19 protein-coding genes are annotated in these 18,125 nt (G+C 57.2%); 7 read left to right on the top strand and 12 right to left on the bottom strand.

What is annotated here, in order from left to right:
- Nucleotides 1–4: 4 nt before the first annotated feature.
- Nucleotides 5–439 carry a tautomerase family protein gene (locus M2406_RS00930; RefSeq protein ID WP_259188095.1) on the bottom strand — a complete coding sequence of 145 codons (435 nt, stop codon included), beginning with the start codon at nt 437–439 and terminating at the stop codon, nt 5–7.
- Between the two features lie 4 nt (nt 440–443).
- Entirely contained in the window at nt 444–761 is a 318-nt protein-coding gene (locus tag M2406_RS00925) for a carboxymuconolactone decarboxylase family protein (protein ID WP_112363919.1), read from the bottom strand.
- A gap of 395 nt (nt 762–1,156) precedes the next feature.
- On the opposite strand from M2406_RS00925, the gene ompC reads away from it, so the two are divergent.
- The 3 genes from ompC to M2406_RS00910 all read left to right on the top strand — a co-directional run bounded on the left by ompC (nt 1,157) and on the right by M2406_RS00910 (nt 4,149).
- The gene (ompC, locus tag M2406_RS00920; protein WP_115182950.1) at nt 1,157–2,254 is read left to right on the top strand and encodes a porin OmpC; all 1,098 of its coding nucleotides are present in this window, start codon (nt 1,157–1,159) and stop codon (nt 2,252–2,254) included.
- Between the two features lie 191 nt (nt 2,255–2,445).
- Nucleotides 2,446–3,297 (top strand): GNAT family N-acetyltransferase, encoded by an 852-nt coding sequence (locus M2406_RS00915; protein WP_259188092.1) that lies wholly within the window; start codon nt 2,446–2,448, stop codon nt 3,295–3,297.
- Between the two features lie 21 nt (nt 3,298–3,318).
- The gene (locus tag M2406_RS00910) at nt 3,319–4,149 is read left to right on the top strand and encodes a 5'-nucleotidase, lipoprotein e(P4) family (RefSeq protein WP_310473569.1); all 831 of its coding nucleotides are present in this window, start codon (nt 3,319–3,321) and stop codon (nt 4,147–4,149) included.
- Nucleotides 4,150–4,226: 77 nt separating this feature from the next.
- Here M2406_RS00910 and M2406_RS00905 read toward each other — a convergent pair whose 3' ends face one another.
- The 3 genes from M2406_RS00905 to M2406_RS00895 form a co-directional block, all read right to left on the bottom strand.
- Nucleotides 4,227–4,745, bottom strand: a complete 519-nt coding sequence (locus M2406_RS00905; RefSeq protein ID WP_259188090.1) for a GNAT family N-acetyltransferase — start codon at nt 4,743–4,745, stop codon at nt 4,227–4,229.
- 2 nt (nt 4,746–4,747) lie between these two features.
- Nucleotides 4,748–5,317 (bottom strand): helix-turn-helix domain-containing protein, encoded by a 570-nt coding sequence (locus M2406_RS00900; protein WP_112363923.1) that lies wholly within the window; start codon nt 5,315–5,317, stop codon nt 4,748–4,750.
- Between the two features lie 111 nt (nt 5,318–5,428).
- Nucleotides 5,429–6,883, bottom strand: coding sequence for an MFS transporter (locus tag M2406_RS00895; RefSeq protein WP_135344501.1), 1,455 nt, complete (start codon nt 6,881–6,883; stop codon nt 5,429–5,431).
- Nucleotides 6,884–6,987: 104 nt separating this feature from the next.
- Here M2406_RS00895 and M2406_RS00890 point away from each other — a divergent pair, with 104 nt between their 5' ends.
- From M2406_RS00890 to M2406_RS00880, 3 genes are all read left to right on the top strand, one after another.
- Complete coding sequence (locus M2406_RS00890) at nt 6,988–7,641, top strand: metalloregulator ArsR/SmtB family transcription factor (RefSeq protein WP_012005885.1); 654 nt, start codon at nt 6,988–6,990, stop codon at nt 7,639–7,641.
- 168 nt (nt 7,642–7,809) lie between these two features.
- Entirely contained in the window at nt 7,810–8,733 is a 924-nt protein-coding gene (yedA, locus tag M2406_RS00885) for a drug/metabolite exporter YedA (protein ID WP_115182954.1), read from the top strand.
- 102 nt (nt 8,734–8,835) lie between these two features.
- Nucleotides 8,836–9,012: a hypothetical protein gene (locus M2406_RS00880; RefSeq protein WP_012005883.1), complete on the top strand. Its 177-nt coding sequence runs from the start codon at nt 8,836–8,838 to the stop codon at nt 9,010–9,012.
- 51 nt (nt 9,013–9,063) lie between these two features.
- On the opposite strand, the gene M2406_RS00875 is transcribed toward M2406_RS00880, so the two are convergent.
- Genes M2406_RS00875 through M2406_RS00850 form a run of 6 tightly spaced genes read right to left on the bottom strand, consistent with a single transcriptional unit; the run spans nt 9,064 to nt 14,797 of the window.
- Nucleotides 9,064–9,843: a phosphate/phosphite/phosphonate ABC transporter substrate-binding protein gene (locus M2406_RS00875; RefSeq protein ID WP_259189920.1), complete on the bottom strand. Its 780-nt coding sequence runs from the start codon at nt 9,841–9,843 to the stop codon at nt 9,064–9,066.
- 9 nt (nt 9,844–9,852) lie between these two features.
- Entirely contained in the window at nt 9,853–10,632 is a 780-nt protein-coding gene (locus M2406_RS00870) for an ABC transporter permease (protein WP_112363927.1), read from the bottom strand.
- The gene (locus tag M2406_RS00865; RefSeq protein ID WP_259188083.1) at nt 10,629–11,564 is read right to left on the bottom strand and encodes an ABC transporter ATP-binding protein; all 936 of its coding nucleotides are present in this window, start codon (nt 11,562–11,564) and stop codon (nt 10,629–10,631) included. The genes M2406_RS00870 and M2406_RS00865 overlap by 4 nt, the downstream gene beginning before the upstream one ends.
- Nucleotides 11,561–12,721 (bottom strand): ABC transporter permease, encoded by a 1,161-nt coding sequence (locus M2406_RS00860; RefSeq protein WP_012005879.1) that lies wholly within the window; start codon nt 12,719–12,721, stop codon nt 11,561–11,563. The genes M2406_RS00865 and M2406_RS00860 overlap by 4 nt, the downstream gene beginning before the upstream one ends.
- Nucleotides 12,722–12,767: 46 nt before the next feature.
- The gene (locus M2406_RS00855; RefSeq protein ID WP_218215789.1) at nt 12,768–13,700 is read right to left on the bottom strand and encodes an ABC transporter substrate-binding protein; all 933 of its coding nucleotides are present in this window, start codon (nt 13,698–13,700) and stop codon (nt 12,768–12,770) included.
- Between the two features lie 29 nt (nt 13,701–13,729).
- Complete coding sequence (locus M2406_RS00850) at nt 13,730–14,797, bottom strand: fatty acid desaturase (RefSeq protein ID WP_259188078.1); 1,068 nt, start codon at nt 14,795–14,797, stop codon at nt 13,730–13,732.
- A 474-nt stretch (nt 14,798–15,271) separates the two neighbouring features.
- On the opposite strand from M2406_RS00850, the gene M2406_RS00845 reads away from it, so the two are divergent.
- Entirely contained in the window at nt 15,272–16,753 is a 1,482-nt protein-coding gene (locus tag M2406_RS00845) for an MFS transporter (protein WP_259188076.1), read from the top strand.
- Between the two features lie 155 nt (nt 16,754–16,908).
- On the opposite strand, the gene M2406_RS00840 is transcribed toward M2406_RS00845, so the two are convergent.
- A complete protein-coding gene (locus tag M2406_RS00840; protein WP_012005875.1) occupies nt 16,909–18,039 on the bottom strand; it encodes a Gfo/Idh/MocA family protein in 1,131 nt (376 codons plus the stop codon).
- Between the last annotated feature and the right edge of the window lie 86 nt (nt 18,040–18,125).

Here is an 18,125-nt window from a genome sequence, read left to right as displayed (position 1 = left end):
ATCTCTACGAAATGATGGCGCTATTGTCCCACAGACCGTCGGCCACGTCAGCCTGGCCTTCAATCATTGAGGCGCGTCCCGCACTGAACGACCACTCATCCAATTGAGTGGTGGTGATCACCACCATCACATCTTGCGGACGCAACTGGAGATTCTCCGCCAGCAACGCCGCCAGCCGTTGATAAAAAAGCTGCTTGGTGGCGGTATCACGCGGACGGCCTATGGTGATGTAGAACAGCACATAGTCCGCTGAACGCGGGCCGCCAAGATAGTCGCGATCGTAAATCAATTCGCCGGGGCGGTATTGATCGATGGCCTGAAACTTATCGGCTGCCGGGACATTGAAGGTTTCGACCAGCGCCTGGTGCAGACTGTCAGACAGGGTTTTCAGGTATTGCGCTGATTTACCCTGGTGCAAAGCGATGCGGCTGAATGGCATGAGACTACTCCTGTTTCAGTTCGCGCAGGCGCGCCACGGCAGAGGCCGCCGCAGGCCAGCCGGCATAGAACGCCAAATGGGTGATCAACTCGGCAAGCTGTTCGACGTTAACGCCATTGCGTTGGGCCAATTGCAGATGAAACGGCAATTGCTCCACACGATTAAGCGCCACCAACGCCGCCACGGTGATCAGGCTGCGCTCACGCGGAGTCAGTATTGGCCGCTGCCACACGTCGTCGAATAATACGCTGTCGCTAAGTTGCGCCAGCTTGGGGGCGATGTCGCCAAACGCCTGCTGCCCGGCCTGTTGGGAAGGTTGCATCATTTTCTCCTGTCGATTTACCAATAGCCTGAAACTACCCGCAATCACGGCAGGTAAAAATCGGGATTTTTGATATTGAAGGTCCACAAAAACAGGATGGTTAAAACAGAGTAACGGCGCGCAAGGTAGCCCAATGTATAAATCTCACACATGATTCCTCCAGAAACCTGGCACGTTGTCGGTAGCGATAATTCCGGTTACCGACAGTTGTCCGAAGAAGAAATTCATTCTTTCCGCAACTTTTTTAATCGTTCGACATGGAAATGAATATTTTGTCATAAATAGATCACATAACTACGGTAAAAAACCTGCGCTGCAAACAAAACGGGCGGCACAGTGAAACAGCAGTACAACTGATGATAAGCGTCTTTCAATCGAATAAAGCAGGGTAAATCATGAAACGTAATCTTCTGGCCGTTATTATTCCGGCACTTTTAATTGCGCAGACAGCACAGGCAGCAGAAATCTATAATAAAGACGGCAACAAACTTGATTTTTACGGCCGCGTAAAAGCACTGCACTATTTCTCTGACGATGCCGGTAATGATGGCGATAAAACCTATGTGCGTATCGGTTTTAAAGGCGCTACTCAAATTAACGATATGCTGACTGGTTATGGCCAGTGGGAATATCAGATTTCAGCTAACCATTCTGAATCCGACAGCGCGAAAGACACCAAGACTCGTCTGGGCTTCGCCGGTCTGAAATATAAAGATATCGGTTCATTCGACTACGGCCGCAACTACGGCATTATCTATGACGTCGGCGCCTGGACGGATATGCTGCCTGAGTTCGGTGATGATGCCTACGTCAAGACCGACAACTTTATGAACGGCCGTACCAACGGCGTAGCCACCTACCGTAACAACGACTTCTTCGGCCTGGTTGAAGGTCTGAAATTCGCGGTTCAGTACCAGGGCAAAAACGAAAACGACGGTCGTTCCAACAGCAAGGCGAATGGCGACGGCTGGGGCCTGTCTTCCAGCTATGAAATCATCGACGGCCTGAGCGTCGGTGCTGCCTACGCCTCTTCCAACCGTACCGCCGGCCAAAAAGCAGGCACCTTCGGTAAAGGCGATAAAGCGGATATCTGGGCCGGTGGCCTGAAATACGACAATAACGACGTTTATTTGGCAGCGACCTACTCGCAAAGCCGTAATATCGCGCCTATTTCCGGCACCGCGACCATCAATAATAATTCTACCTCCGTTAGCGGCTTTGCCAATAAGGCGGAAGGTCTGGAATTGGTTGCGCAATATCAATTCGACTTCGGTCTGCGTCCATCGCTGGGTTATGTTCAGCAGAAAGGCAAAGATATTGAAGGCATCGGCGACGCCGACCTGGTGAAATATATCGACGTTGGCGCTTACTACTATTTCAACAAGAACATGTCGACCTACGTCGATTATAAAATCAACCAACTCGACGGCGATAATAAGCTGGGTCTGAAAGACGACAACGTCATCGCCGTCGCCCTGACCTACCAGTTCTGATGTGATGAATAACCACCACTGCAAACCTTAGCTTCACTTGATACCCAGAGTAATTTCGCCGGGCGGCAACGCCCGGTTTTTTCATTTGGTGCCCTGGCCGCCCTTCGCCTCTCATCGCCGCATCAGGAAACTTGCCTTACAAAACAAACGGGTCTACATCTATATGTTGCGCAAATCAACCTGGATGACCTATGCCAAACACTTCCCCATTCGAATACCACTCAGCGTTGCGCTACAGCAGTGATGAGCTGGCGCAGATCCTTTGCCACTGTTTTGAAAACTACATCGTGCGCTTCGTCATTGATGGTGACACCTTCGCCCGTCGTTTCGGTGCCGAAGACCTTAGCCTGAATGACAGCATTATCGTCACGCACCAACAGCAACCGGTAGCGCTGGCGTTGATTAGCCGCCGTGGTTTGCACAGCCGGGTATCGGCGCTGTCCATCCGACCGGAAATGCGCGGCAAAGGGTTGGGAAAAGCGCTGATGAAACGCATTGTCGCCGATGCGCGTGAGCGCGGTGACCGCCAGCTGTCGCTGGAGGTGATCGAAGGCAACGACCCCGCGATTACGCTGTACCATCAGGCTGGGCTGCAAATCGTCCGCACGCTGACCGGGCATCTGGCCGGCGAGCAAACGGCTGGCGACATTGTGCCGCTGCAGGAAATTGATCCGCTGTTCGTCTCCCACCGCCTGATTGCCGATGGCGCCACCGACCTGCCTTGGCTAATCGCCCCGGAATCGCTGTTCAAACTGCCCGGCAAGCCCTATGCCTTTACCCTGGAACAACACCAGGCCTATGCGGTGGTGCAGGTCGGCGCGGATAAGTGCTTTTTACGCATGATTTACGTCCCGCCGCAGCACCGTCTCCAGGGGCATGCCCGGGCGATGCTGGCCGCGTTACAGACGAAATTCGCGTCGCTACCGCTGACGGCCAACGTTTACGTTCCCGAAGTGGCTGCCCCCTTCTTCGCCAGGCTCGGCTGGCAGCAGGACGCGTTACGCCAGTTTGAAATGACGATGACCTTAGGCACACCACAATAACAAGCAGAGAGTGATTCATTTATGGCAGGAATAAATAAACAGAAAATGGCCCTTGGCACGGCGATCGGTATGGCGCTACTGACTCTGGCCGGCTGCGCGCAGCCACCAAAAACCGATCTGCAGGCCCAGCAACGCCTGGCAGATCAGTCCGTGCTGGCACTGAACTGGTTCCAGCAGTCCGGAGAATATCAGGCGCTATCGCACCAGGCGTTCAACAGCGCCAAACTGGCCTTTGATCAGGCCAGGGCCACGCCGGGCAAAAAGAAAGCCGTGGTGGTAGATCTGGACGAAACCATGCTGGACAACAGCCCGTATTCCGGCTGGCAGGCGCAGCAGGGCCAGCCTTTCGCCGCAGCCACCTGGGCCAAATGGTCGCAGGCAGAGCAAGCCGGTGCGGTTCCGGGTGCCGTGCAATTTGCCCGTTACGTCAACAGCCATCAGGGCACCATGTTCTACGTTTCCAACCGCAAGCAGTCTGAATACGCCGCCACGGTGGCTAATATGCAGAAACTGGGCTTTACCGGCATGTCGGAAAAAACCGTGCTGCTCAGTGGTGATACCTCCAACAAGCAGCCACGCTTCGACGCCATCAAAAACGCGGGTTACGATATTGTGGTCTACGCCGGTGACAACCTGAACGACTTCGGGGCCGCGACCTACCACAAGGATAATGCACAGCGCCGCGCGTTTGTCGCCGAAAACCAAAGCAAGTTCGGCACCGAATACATCGTGCTGCCGAACCCGCTGTACGGCGACTGGGAAAGTGGCATGGCGCCGGACTATAACAAGCTGACGCCGGAGCAAAAACTGCAGATACGCCAACAGGCTATCAAGGCCTGGAACGGGCAGTAATCCCTGCTCACCCGCTAATCTTGTAGGGGCGCCGCATGCTGCGCCCGGTATTCGCCCCTACGGACGACGGGGCAAAGTTACAACAACTTATACATATAACTGGTGGCATCCAGCGCACTGCCGTTGCTTGCGAGGGCGTATTGCGGAATGCTACCCGCCAGTTGAAAACCCAACTGGCGATACATGCCCTCCGCCGTATCGCCGGTCAGGGTATCGAGCACCAATAAATGCCGATGCTGCTCAAGTGCGCTTTGCTGCACCTGCAACATCAGGCTACGGGCAATACCCCGGCGGCGAGCGTCCGGGTGCACCATCAGTTTTAGCACCTCGGCCCGGTGGCGACCGTTGTCCGGCATCGCCAGCAGCAGCTGCACCGTACCCACCACACGCCCGGCATCGTATGCCACCAGCAGCAACCTTTCCCCACGCTCAATCGCCGGTAGCAGGCCACGCCAGAACGCCTGCGCCTGCTCCAGTGTGAACGGCATGATAAAACCAATGCTCGCCCCCTGGGCGACGCTGGCTTGCAGCATTTCGGCCAGTTCCGGGATCGCGTTTTGTGCCGCTTCGGCATTCAGTTGCTGTATCTCAATCATGATTAAGGCCTGCTGATAACAAGGGTGTAGTGGGCCGGCTCAGGGCCGGAGGCATGAAATTTTGAAGCGCCGAACAGCCGATAACGCAGACAGTCACCCGGCTCAAGCTGGAAGGTGCGCCCCTCCAGCGTCAGTTCTAGCCGCCCTGCCAGCAGCCACAAATGGTGCTCAAGCGCATGTATCGAGGGCGCGTCATAGGCAATCACCGCCCCGGCCTCGAGTGTGCATTCAATAAACTCGGCCTTATACAAGGCAGCAGGCGGTGATACCGAACGGCGATGAAAACCGCTGGCGCGATCCACCCATACCGTCTGCTGCTCACGATGCAGCAACTCCGGCGGCTCGTCCTCGACCTCGCTCAGCAGCCGCGACATGGTCAACCCATAGGCCGAGCACAGTTTGTTTAACAATGAAGCGGTCGGGCTGGTTTCAGCGCGTTCGACCCGCGACAACGTCGCCCGGCTGATGCCGGTTTGCTGAGCCAATTCCTCCAGCGACCAGCCCTGCTGCTGGCGTAAATCAGACAGTCGCTGCGCCAGTCTGAGATCGGCACTTTCCAATCCGTTATCCATGATTAAGTCTCTGATACAAAAAAATCCCATATAAGAGAAATAATCTCAAATACGGGATTCGTCAACCAGATTTTTAACTGGCACTACAACTTGGCGAAAAGTCTTTCGCTGTTATGACGGCAGAGCCGACGACTCTGGTACCTGCTTGTCGCTGTCGGCAACCGGCGGTGCGATCGCCGCGCAACGCCAGGCACTGAACACCGCCAGCAGCGGCGCCAATGCAAACAGCAGGAACAGCCAGCGAGCAGCGGAGGCTGCGCCCTGCGCACCACCCGGCACATTTAACCCGGCCAGGTTGGCAATCATCCCGGCCAACGCAGCCCCAAAGGCGGTCGCAAACAGTTGCACCGTGGTGATCGACGCCCCGGCAATATCCTTATCGGCCTCAGGCGAAACCTGCAGAATACGCGTCAACAGATGCGGCCAGCCGAAACCAATACCAAAGCCCACCAGCGTCAGCGCAATCACAATCGGCGTCAGCCCTGCCCAATGGCCGCCAGAAGGTATCGGCATCAGCAGGCCCAATGCCAGTAGCCCCACCAACACCAACATCGGCCCGCTGACAATGGCCCGGCGGATGCCCGCACTGCGCCAGCCGGAACTGAGGATTTCCGATAACGTCCACCCCGCAGCCATAGTGGCCGCGATATAACCGGAAATCAGCGGGGACTGGCCGTGCAGCGTTTGCAGGAAATAAGGCACGAAGATTTCACTGGTCATGCCCACCACCAGCAGAGAGACGGTGATATACAACGAGGCCAGCGGCGAACCGCGGCGCAAAGCCCCCTTCGGCAGCAATCGGGCGCGTGAGTGCGCTTCACGCTGTATCAGCCAGGCCATCATCAGCACGGCCAACGCAATGCCGCCAAGATTGATCCACGCGCTATCCGCCAGGCTACCGGCGGACACCACCATTACCGCCGTCGCCAACAGCAGCAGCTGAGCCAGCGGCAGCGGTGCCGCCTGTTGCTGCGGTTTGCCTTTTGGCAGGATCAGGAAGGTAAACCCGGCGTACAGCACCATCACCGGCAACAGGATGCCAAAGGCCCAGCGCCAGGCATTCAGTTCGGCAAAAATGCCGCCCACCGCCGGCCCTACCAGGGTCGCGATGCCCCACATTGCCGAGATCAGCGCCATCGCCCGCGGCCATAGTTTTTGCTCAAATACCAGATTGATCATGGCGTACGAAAGCGCGAAAATCAGCCCGCCGCCGAAGCCCTGCACGGTTCGGCCGAGGAGCATCACCGGCATTGACGGCGCCAGCGCGCACAGCATCGCCCCGGCAATAAAGAACAGTGACGCTACCACGTAGGCACTGCGAGCCCCGTAACCGCTGAGTAAACGAGCCGATAATGCCGAACCCAGAATCGACGCCACCACAAACAGCGTCGTATTCCAGGCATACAGACTCAGCCCGCCGATATCCTGCACCACCGAGGGCAGAATGGTGGTAGCGACCAGAATATTGATTGCATGCAGCGCTACGCCGAGTGAGAGCGCGATCGCACTGGCACCATTTTTGCCGGAAAATAGATCGGCCCAGCGGCTATCATCGTTGGTTATCACAGTTGTCGTCCTGTTTTCAGAGGAATGGCATTGAGTTAAGAGTGATATTGCGTTAAATTTAACAAGAATTATCTTGGAATAAGAGTAGGGCGAGGCGGAGAAATATGTCAAGAATAAACTTGGAAAATGGCGGTAGCCCCGCACAATCGGTCAGTGACCGTTTGCTGACACTATTGAAAACCCGCGGCCCACAGCAAGCGTCTGATGCAGGAAAAGTCCTTGGTACCACCGGCGAGGCCGCGCGCCAGCAGTTCGTCAAGCTGGCGAAAGATGGGCTGGTTGAAGCCGTGGCGGAAACCCGTGGCGTCGGCCGACCGGTGCAGCTCTGGCACCTGACTGCCGCAGGCAATGCACGCTTTCCGGACACCCATTCCGAACTGACGGTACAACTGCTGCGCACCGTTCGCGACAAGCTGGGCGAACAGGCCATCGAACTGTTGATCGACACCCGCGAGCAGGAAACGCGCATTAACTACAAGCAGGCAATGGTCGGCGCCACGGATTTGCAGGAACGCGTAGCGCGCCTGACGGCGATCCGTTGTCGCGAAGGCTACATGGCCGAGTCGCGCCTGCAGGAGGACGGTTCTTTTCTGCTGGTAGAAAACCACTGCCCTATTTGCGCCGCCGCCACCGTTTGTCAGGGGTTCTGCCGCGCGGAACTGAGTGTTTTTACCGAGGTGCTGCAGGCTCAGGTTGAACGCTCAGAGCATATTCTGGCCGGTGCGCGCCGCTGCGCCTACCGTATTTCACTGCTGTAACCGACATCCGGCACAAGGCAGCCCACCGGCTGGCGTCATCCGATGAGTCACCACCGGAAAGCCAGCCCATTGTTCGCTTAAAAAAGTACTGAAAAGCGTTGCTTATCCTCTGCCCGATCGGGTTTACTGAGTCCTCTAATAATAACCCTCCCTACAGAATAAAAATCCATGCTAAGCCAAAGTAGTCGTAACGTCCTGCCGTTAATCGGGGCGCTGTTCACGTTATATATTGTCTGGGGTTCGACCTACTTCGTTATTCGTCTGGGCGTAGAGAGCTGGCCGCCGCTGATGATGGCCGGCATCCGCTTTCTGGTCGCCGGCATTGTGCTGTTTGGCTTTTTAGCACTGCGCGGCCACGCATTGCCGACGGCAAAACAGTGGCTGGCTGCCGGCACCATTGGCATTTTGTTGTTGGCGGTAGGTAACGGCCTGGTGACCGTGGCAGAGCATCAGCACGTACCTTCCGGCATTGCCGCTGTGATGGTAGCGACGGTGCCGCTGTTCACCCTGTGCTTCAGCCTGCTGTGGGGCATGCGTAATACCAAACTGGAATGGGCAGGTATCGGGCTGGGACTGGTGGGGATCGTGCTGCTGAACACCGGCAATAATCTGGTCGGCAACCCTACCGGCGCACTGCTGATCCTGCTGGCCTCCGCCAGTTGGGCTTTTGGTTCGGTACTGGGATCGCGCATTTCTCTGCCGGCCGGGCCAATGGCCGGAGCAGCGGAAATGCTGGTGGCCGGTGTGGTGCTGCTGGTCGTCAGCCAGCTCAGCGGTGAGCGTTTGACGCAAATGCCCAGCGCCAAAGGCTTCTTCGCACTGGGTTATCTGATTGTCTTCGGTTCGATGCTGGCGATTAGCGCCTATATGTTTTTGCTGAAAAACGTGCGCCCGGCGGTGGCAACCAGCTACGCCTACGTCAATCCGGTGGTGGCAGTGCTGCTCGGTATCGGCTTTGCCGGCGAATCGCTGGCCCCGCGTGAATGGGCAGCATTGGTGATTATCGTCGCGGCGGTGGTGCTGGTGACGCTGGGCAAATTCCTGTTTGCGCGTCCGACCAAAGTTCAGCCGGTCGGCAGCATTAAAGAGTGACCAAAATGGCGGTCTGCGGGCCGCCATTCAAAACGATTCTTGTTTCGTCCGTTGAAGAGACTATAATTCCCGCTGTTCCGGGCAACCTGCGAAATTATCCCAATGCTTAAAAAATCGTTCATTATCGTTATCTTTCTGTGTGCCTTTGGTTCACTCGGCGGCGTCTTCCTGGCCGGGCTGAATATGTACACGCGCTCCACCACGCCAAGCGAAGAAACCACCACCTCCAACGAAGCCGCCGCTACTGCTACTCCAGCAGAGAACATTCAGGCCAAGTGATGGCAGCATGCAGCACTATCAGCCTGCCGACGGCGGAGGGCGGCTGTAAGCTTAAAGCGACGTCACCCCAAGCGCGGCCGACTGTTGTTCCAACCCGGCGATTTTTTGGTATGCCGAACGCGGCACCAGGCTGAAATCACCGATCAACAGGCTATCACTCACCGCGTCACCCAGCATCGCCCTGGCCCCGGCGCGCAGTATCTCCAGCTGTTCCGGCGGGGTTTGTCGCGAGGTAATCAGCGGCAACCCCGGTACGCTGGCCGTTCGCCCAATAATTTTTAGCCCCGCCAGCGCCTGCGGCTGTGCCCGTTTCAACAGTTCCAGACTGACACAGTCAACGGCAGCAATATCCGCCTGCCGATTCTGGATCAGCTTAATCGACTGATAATGCGCACCAGAAGCAATGGCGGCGCGGAAGAATTTTCCCTCCTGAGCCAGGGGGGCAATCAACGCCCGCAGGCTGTTATGGCCTGACTGCGAGTCGGTACTGTTATAGGCCGCAATCCGGCCGCGGAAATCCTCCAGCCGTTCGCCGGGCTCATCATCGCGCACCACCAGCCAACTGCTGTAATCCGGCCCTTCGCACCCCTCAACGCGATAATGATAGGTGCCAACCAGTTGCACCTGCGGCAGGCTGATGGCCAGCGGATAGCCACAGGTTTGGCTGAGCAACAAGTCATCGCGCTGCCAGTGCTGCGCCAGATCCTGTGGCCAACTGAGCGACTCGGGCGCTTGCGGCAATCCCAGTTGCAGTAACTTGCCGCGCAGCACCCGCCAGAAGGCTTCCGCCGGTTGATGTGTCACGCCGTACATCGGTAAAGATACCTGCATCATGTTCCCTTATCCGGCAGAAGAAGAAGTCACCAGCGCCTGCTGACGCCAGGCGGTGAGATGGCGTACCCAACGCTCAAACAGCATATCGGTAATGATCGCCAACAGGGCCACCACCACCGCGCCCTGGATCACATAGGCAGTATTAAAGCCGCTCAGGCCAATAATAATCGGCGATCCCAGGGTTTTGGTACCAACGGTAGAAGCTATCGCCGCTGTACCAATATTAATGATCACCGAGGTACGAATGCCGGCGACGATCACCGGCGCCGCAAGCGGCAGTTCGACGCGCCACAGGATCTGCCGGGGGCTCATCCCTACTCCCTGCGCAATCTCGCGGGTAGCGCTGGGCACAGACTCAATCCCCGCCAGCGTGCCCTGTAAGATCGGCAGTAAACCGTACAGCACCAGCGCGATGATCGCCGGCTGCTCACTAAAGCCCATCACCGGCACTGCGATCGCCAGTACCGCCACCGGCGGAAATGTCTGCCCCACCGCCACCAGGGTTTCCACCAATGAGCGGAACTCCTTACCGGCGCGGCGCGTTACAGCGACGCCGGCGCTGACGCCAATCACCACGGCAACCAGGCTGGAAACCGCCACCAGCAACAGATGCGCCCACACCAGTGAGATAAAGCTGTCCTGCTGATACACCGGCCGCTCCAGTTCGGGAAACCAGGCGGCAAACAGGCCGTGTAAATGATTCATGCCGAACACCAGTGCCAACAACAGGGCAAAGGTCCAGGGCAGCGGATCGCGTAGCCAGCGCAGGGCCCGAAGCGCACTCATGACAGCGCCTTTTGGACAATCAGATCGCTGAAATGCAGCACCCCGAGCGCTTCGCCCTGTTCACCCGTCACCGGCAAACATTCGCAGCCGCGTGCCACAAACACCGACAGCGCTTCGCGCAGGCTCATGGCGGCGGCAATAGGCTCCCCTTCCACATGGCCAGGCCGCACCCGTTGCGCTACCGTTTCCAGCGACAGCAGCTTGATACCGCGATCGCTGCGGCCAAAGAAATCACGCACAAAATCGTTGGCCGGTGCGGTCAACAGTTCCAGCGGCGTGCCCTGCTGCACGATGCGGCCCTGATCGAGCAGCACGATGCGGTCCGCCAGTGCCAACGCTTCATCGATGTCGTGCGTCACCAGTACGATGGTGCGTCCGGAAAGATGGTGGATACGTGCAATTGCTGTCTGCAGCGCCGCACGGGTCACCGGATCCAGTGCGCCAAAAGGCTCGTCCATCAACAGCACTTCTGGGTCGGCGGCCAACGCACGCGCCACCCCAACCCGCTGCTGCTGCCCACCAGAAAGCTGGTGCGGGTATCGACGGCGAAACAAATCCGGCTCCAGATGCAGCAGCTCCAGCAACTCGGTCACCCGATCGCGAATGCGCGCACGCGGCCATTTCAGCAGTTGTGGCACGGTGGCAATGTTCTCTTCTACCGTCCAGTGCGGGAACAGGCCGATCGACTGAATGGCGTACCCCATGCGGCGGCGCAGATCCTGCGGTTTGAACTTCTGGATCTCTTCATCGGCAAAGTAAATTTTGCCCTGATCGTGCTCGATCAGTCGGTTGATCATTTTTAACGTGGTGGATTTCCCTGAGCCAGAGGTGCCGATCAACACGGCAAATTCGCCCTTGGCAATCCGCAGCGTAAGATCGTCCACCGCCGGCTTGCCCTGAAAAATCTTGCTGACCTGATTAAACTGAATCATCGGCGTGACACTTCCAAAATTGAAACCAAAAATTTAAACAGTGAATCGACGATTACCGCCATCACGATCACCGGGATCACCCCCAGTAGCACCAGATCCAGCGCGCTGCTGAGCAGGCCCTGGAAAACGATGGCGCCAAAACCTCCGGCACCAATCAGCGCCGCCACCACCGCCATGCCGACGGTCTGCACCGCCAAAATACGCACGCCAGTCAGGAACAACGGCAACGCCAATGGCAGCTGCACGCGCAAGAAGATCTGCCCACGCGTCAGCCCCATGCCACTGGCGGATTCAATCACGCTGGCCGGCACGCTCTGCAATCCGGCCACTACGCTGCGCACCAGCGGCAACAGCGCATACAACACCAGGGCGACAATCGCCGGAGCCATGCCAATACCGCTGACGCCGTGTTCTGCCAGCCAGGGCAACGCCTTCGCCAGCCCGGCTAATGGCGCGATCAGCAAGCCGAACAGCGCAATCGACGGCACGGTCTGGATAATGTTCAGAGTAGAAAATATCGGTGTTTGTAAGCGCACAGAGCGAAAGCACAGCACCCCGAGCGGAATGCCAATCACCAACGCCGGCACCAGCGTGGCCAACAAGATGGTCAAGTGCTGCAACAGTGCGGCGTCAAATACGTCCTGCCGGTTGTAGTACTCTTTCAGCAGCGAAAGTTGATCCAGCTGATGGCTAAACAACAGCACCAACGCAGGCAGTACCACCAGCAGGTTGCCCAGAATGCGCCACAAATGCGAGGCGGTAACGCGGGTCAGGGCGTCGGCGGCCATCAACAGGCTCAGCGCCAGTATCAACCAGCAGCCACTGCCCCAGGAAGTGCGTGCCAGTCTGGATCCCTCCGACGCCAACTGTTGGGCCGCATGCCCACTCAACCAGAAGGTCAATGCCAGCAACACCGAAGCCGTCAACGCGGTAAGCAACGCATTGCGCCTGACCGGTGCCAACAGGCTGAGTACCGCCAGCACCAGCATGGGCACCAGCAGCCACAGCGCCGGGCCGTGCAACAGGGAAATCAGGGAAATGCTCTTGCCCGACAGCAGGCGATTGGGGGCATAGCTGAGAAACGGCAGGCCAAATGCGGCCAGCAGCAACAGAATAAGCAGCGTCAGTAATACGCGGTTTTTTACGGCAATAATCAAAGAAACTCTCCAGCTCCATTTTGGCCCCCAACGGGGGCCAGCGGCGTTACCCCTTAACTAACCCTTTCTCTTTCAGATAGGCGGCCGCCACCTGTTTGGCGTCCTGGCCTTCCACTGCAATCTGCGCATTGAGTTTTTGCAGCGTTGGGCCGTCAAGTGTTGCAAATACCGGCTTCAGCAGTTCGGCGATGTTGGCATGCTGTTTCAGCGTTGCCTCGCGGATAATCGGTGCCGGTGCGTAAATCGGCTGTACCCCTTTTGGATCTTCCAGCGTTATCAACCCCAACGCCGCCACCGGGCCATCGGTACCGTAGGCCATGGCCGCGTTGACGCCAGAAGTTTGCTCCGCCGCCGCCTTGATGGTCACCGCCGTATCACCGCCGGCCAGTGACAGCAACTGGTCCTGGTTCAGCTTAAAGCCGTAAGCGTTCTGGAACGCAGGCAGCGCATCCGGGCGTTCGATAAACTCCGCCGAGGCTGCCAGCTTGAACTTGCCGCCGCCGTTGATCCACTTGCCCAAATCGGCCAGCGTTTTCAGGTGATTGCTATCCGCCACGTCCTGACGGATAGCAATGGTCCAGGTGTTGTTGGCCGGAGCCGCATCCAGCCAGACAATTTTATTCTTGTCATAATCGAGCTTCTTCACCTTTTCGAAACCGGCCTGGGCGTTTTTCCACGCCGGGTCTTTTTCATCAGAGAAGAAAAATGCGCCGTTGCCGGTGTATTCCGGATAGACGTCAATTTCGCCGGAGGTGATCGCCCCACGCAGCACCTTGGTGGTGCCGAGCTGTAATTTATTGGTGGTTTTGATGCCGTTGGATTCCAGCACCTGCACGATAATATTGCCGAGCAACGAGCCTTCGGTATCGATTTTGGAGCCAACGCGCACCGTGTCAGCCGCCTGTGCCACGCCGATGCTGGCAGCGAGTAAGCTCAGTGCCAAAGCTAATACGCGACCACGTGAGGGGGTGATTGCCATATTTTTTCCTCTTGTTGTGTATTTCCCGGCTATTTGGCCAGATCGATTGGAAAATCTTGAGAAGTGCGCTTCCATCGCACAATAAATGTCTCTGCCGGCCAGGCTTCATTTTCGCCCTGTGTTTCCCCTGGCAGCACGCCGGCATTGAACGGATGAACCTCAACGGCAACCGGGGTAAACGCGTATTCACTTACCCACTGGCCATAGCCTGCCACCACAAATCCCTGGCTGCGCTGCCGGTATTCATCACGCTCCGCCAGATACACCTGCCGTAAACCGTACCACGGTAAGCCGGGGAGATCATGGTGAACTAAATGATAGTTCAGATTAAGAAACAGCAGCCGCCACGGCCAGGCCGCCTCATTAATAATAGAACGTGCCTGCGGAGCTTCAACGGCACGATGCTCAAAAAACGATCTCACCTTGGTCAGTGCCAACGCCGGATAGCTGATGGCCAGCAGGTAAAATGCCACGCCAATGCCGTGCTGTTGTAGCCAGCTCAATACCCCCACCAGCAGCAGCAAATGCACCAGCCACATCGTCAGAGTGCGTAATTCACCGGCGGCAATCGCTTTGGCCGCATTAACCCCGGTGGCGACGATATCCAGTGCCGGGCCTAACAGCACGCGCCCGCTCAGCGTATTGCGTACCCTGGCCAACAACGGGTACAACCGAGGGAAACGCTGCCATTGCGCCTGGCTGAAGTAATAGCTTTCGGGATCTTCATGCGGAATGGTCAGATGTTCATTGCGGTGGTGCTGAATATGCGTATCGCGATACAGCCCGTAGGGATACCACACCGACAACGGCAGCAGGCCGAATAACTGATTGAGCCGCGGCCAGCGCGTCGGATGGCCGTGGATCAGCTCATGTTGCAGCGACATATACCAGGTGGTCAGCAGGATTAGCAATGGCGTGCCCAGCCACGGTCCCAGCGTCTGCCAGTACTGCACCACGCCAAACCAGCCGCCGTAAACCGCCGCCATAATGCCCCAGGTCGGCAGCTCCAGCCGCCAGGACCAACGCTGGTTAAGCTGCTGTATCCAGAGGCGTTGGGCAGGATGCAAATAGTGGCTGTGGCTTTTGGCTGAGGACATGCTCTGGCTCGCTGTTTGAGATTTTCCTCAGTATCAGCGAGCGGCAGGAGCGCTCAAAATAACGAAAGCGGCATAGCAAAGTTAAAAATCAGCTAGTTGCATCAACGGCTGGCGACACCACGATGAAACTTTCTCAGGATCGGCGGTTTTTCATCGCGTTCTGGGGTGACACCGTGCCGCCAAGAGGTATTCGTTACCTAATTAAAGCGTGGTGCGGCGATGTTTTCCGTTCGAGAAACCGTTGTCGTTTTTCCCGTTCAACGCTGCGCCCCTTACGCCAACCCAGGCAGTGGTGGGCTGAATGATAAAAGTGACGTGACTCCTTCACTAACCCACACTGAATGAATAGTTAAACAGCCCTTAACATGATGATTTTTCAACAACCTTGGGTTGTATGCTTATAACCAGAAAGAATTGGTGAGCGCCTGTTACCCGCCGTTATGCTCAGATTTTTGCTTATTAAGTAGAAATATCATGTCCAGTTATATTGCGGCCTCTGACGCCGCTAATTCGGCAGGGAATACTGATTTACCGACCGGTGAAGTCATCACCCTGCGCAGCGCTGCCGACGTCTCCACGCTGGTCAATGGCGGTGCAGCCAAAAGCAACAATGCCCGCATTGTCGTAGCGATTGCACTCGGCGGCGTCTTTCTCGACGCCTACGATCTGGGTGCACTGGCTTTCGGCATCAAAGATGTGGCGCGCGAATTCAATCTGTCGCCAACCGGCACCGGATTGATCGCCTCTGCCATTACCTTCGGCGCGATTATCGGTGCATTTATTGGCGGCTACCTGACCGATAAAATCGGCCGTTACCGGGTATTTATGGCCGACATGTTCTTCTTCGTGATAGCCGCATTCGCCTGCGCCTTTGCCCCCAACGAGTGGGTGCTGGGCGGCGCGCGTTTTGTAATGGGGCTGGGAGTCGGCATCGATTTACCGGTGGCCATGGCGTTTTTGGCCGAATTTTCCAAACTGTCAGGTCGTGGTAATAAAGCAGCACGTATCGCCATGTGGTGCCCCACCTGGTATGCCGCAATCAGTATCTCTTATTTGCTGGTGTTGCTGCTGTATGCGGTACTGCCAGAGAGCCACACCGACTGGCTGTGGCGGCTGATCCTCGGCTTCGGAGCCGTTCCGGCGCTGGTGATCATCGCCATTCGCAGTCGCTATATGAGCGAATCTCCAGTGTGGGCCGCCAATCAGGGCGACCTCGACGGCGCTGCTGCCATTTTACGCCGTTCCTATAATATCAACGCCGTGGTGGCGAAAGATGCCGAACGGGGTAAACCGATGCAGGCGCGGCGTGCCTCATGGCGCAACTACGGCACGCTGCTGCAAGGGGTTTATCTGCGGCGCACGGTACTGGCCACCGTTATCGCCGTCGCCTCGTCGTTCGCCTATAACGCCGTGGCGTTCGGGTTGCCGGTGATCCTATCGAGTTTTCTGGCGCAGTCGATGCTCAGCACGATTCTGGTATCGCTGGCGCTGAACCTGTTGTTCGCCTTTGTCGGCGGGCTAATTGCTGTGCGACTGGTGCCGACGTACGGCGCGTGGAAGATGACGGTGCTGGGTTACGCTTTTCAACTGGCGGCGCTGTTGGGGTTGGCGCTAATTGGTCGGCCGGACAGCGGCACTGAGGCGGCGGTCTCCATCGGTATGTTGGCGCTGTTCCTGCTGGGCCAGGGATTCGGGCCGGGCTCGCACAGTATGACCTTCGCCTCGCTCAGTTACCCCACCTCGCTGCGTGGGGTAGGTGTCGGCTTCAACCAAACGCTGATGCGTTCCAGTTCGACCCTGTCACTGTTCTTGTTCCCGGTGCTGTCCGCCGCGCTGGGTACCGGCGTTTTTTGGGTGATTGCCATTGCCCCGCTCGCCGGGCTGATTGCGCTGTTGTCGATTCGCTGGGAGCCGTCGGGCTACGATGTGGATGCAGAAGACTTCCAGCCGCGTTAAGTAAAACGGGCTTCGTCATGAAGCCCGCTGCCCACAGTAGGGTTCCCGCTGTCCACGCCACAGCCGGCCAGTAACTTATTTAGTTATTAAGTTACTAGCTTGGCAAGTCAATAGATTGTGACGTTCTCAACTTGTGGGCACCAAAGCCCCTCGCCTCAGTCGCGATTGATTTCCAGCCAGCGGCGCTGTTCGGCGGAAGCGGCAATCGCATCCAGCACGCAAGAGACTTTCCAGCCTTCTTCAAAGTCTGGCCACATAGGGTCACCGGCGGCAATGCCGTTGACCAGGTCACGGATCTCTACCGTTTTCTGATCGTTAAAACCGATGCCATGCCCGGCGCTAATACAAAAAGCGGCATAATCCGGGTGCTTTGGCCCTACCAGCAAGGTTTTAAAGCCCTGACGCTCCGCCGGTTCATCGTGACGATACAGCTTCAGTTCCGCCATCCGCTCCTGGGTGTAACTCAGCGTGCCCTTGGTGCCGGTGACCACGTAGGTCAGCCCCATTTTGCGCCCACAGGCAATACGTGAGGTTTCGATGGTGCCCATCGCCCCACCGGCAAAGCGAACCAGCGCACTGGCCTGATCTTCATTTTCCACCTGATGCATCAACGTGGGGTCTTTCGCATCCGGACGCTGTTTAATGATGGTCTGCATATCGCCGGAAACCGCCACGATGTCCCCCACCAGATAGTGCGCCATATTCACGATGTGCGCCGCCAGATCGCCCAGCGCCCCCAACCCGGCCGTGGCCTTGCGGCAGTGCCAGTCGATCGCTGTACGCGGGTCGGCGAGATAATCCTCGTTGTGGGTACCGTAGAAATGCACCACTTCGCCTATCTCGCCATTGGCAATAATTTCACGCGCCAACTGGCTGGTCGGGTTCTTCATATAGTTGAAGCCCACCAGCGTTTTGACCCCTTTGGCCCGCGCGGCCTGCACCATTTCGGCGGCGTCTTTGGCGTCCAGCGCCAGCGGTTTTTCAGAATAGACATGTTTGCCGTGGCGGATCGCCTCCAGCGCCATCTCTTTATGCAGGAAGTTGGGGGCGCAGATATCCACCACGTCTATCGACGGATCGGCCACCAGTTGACGCCAGTCACCGGTAGAACGCGAGAAACCAAATTCTGCCGCGCGCTGTTGCGCCAGCTCCGGCGTCACCTCCGCCAGCATTTCCAGCACCAGTTCCCCTTTCAGTGGAAATACCGTGGCTGCCTGCGCATAAGCAATAGCGTGGCAGCGCCCAATGTAGCCGGTGCCAATTAAACCAACGCGTACCTGTTTCATTACTCCCCTCCCCGTTACCGATCCCATAACCTGCCAGTGCGCACAATGAAACACACCATCTGATAAATGTTTATATGGAATATAAA

The organism is Serratia sp. BIGb0163, assembly GCF_024809935.1.
GTDB lineage: Bacteria > Pseudomonadota > Gammaproteobacteria > Enterobacterales > Enterobacteriaceae > Serratia > Serratia quinivorans.
This window is presented reverse-complemented; position numbering and strand designations above follow the sequence as displayed.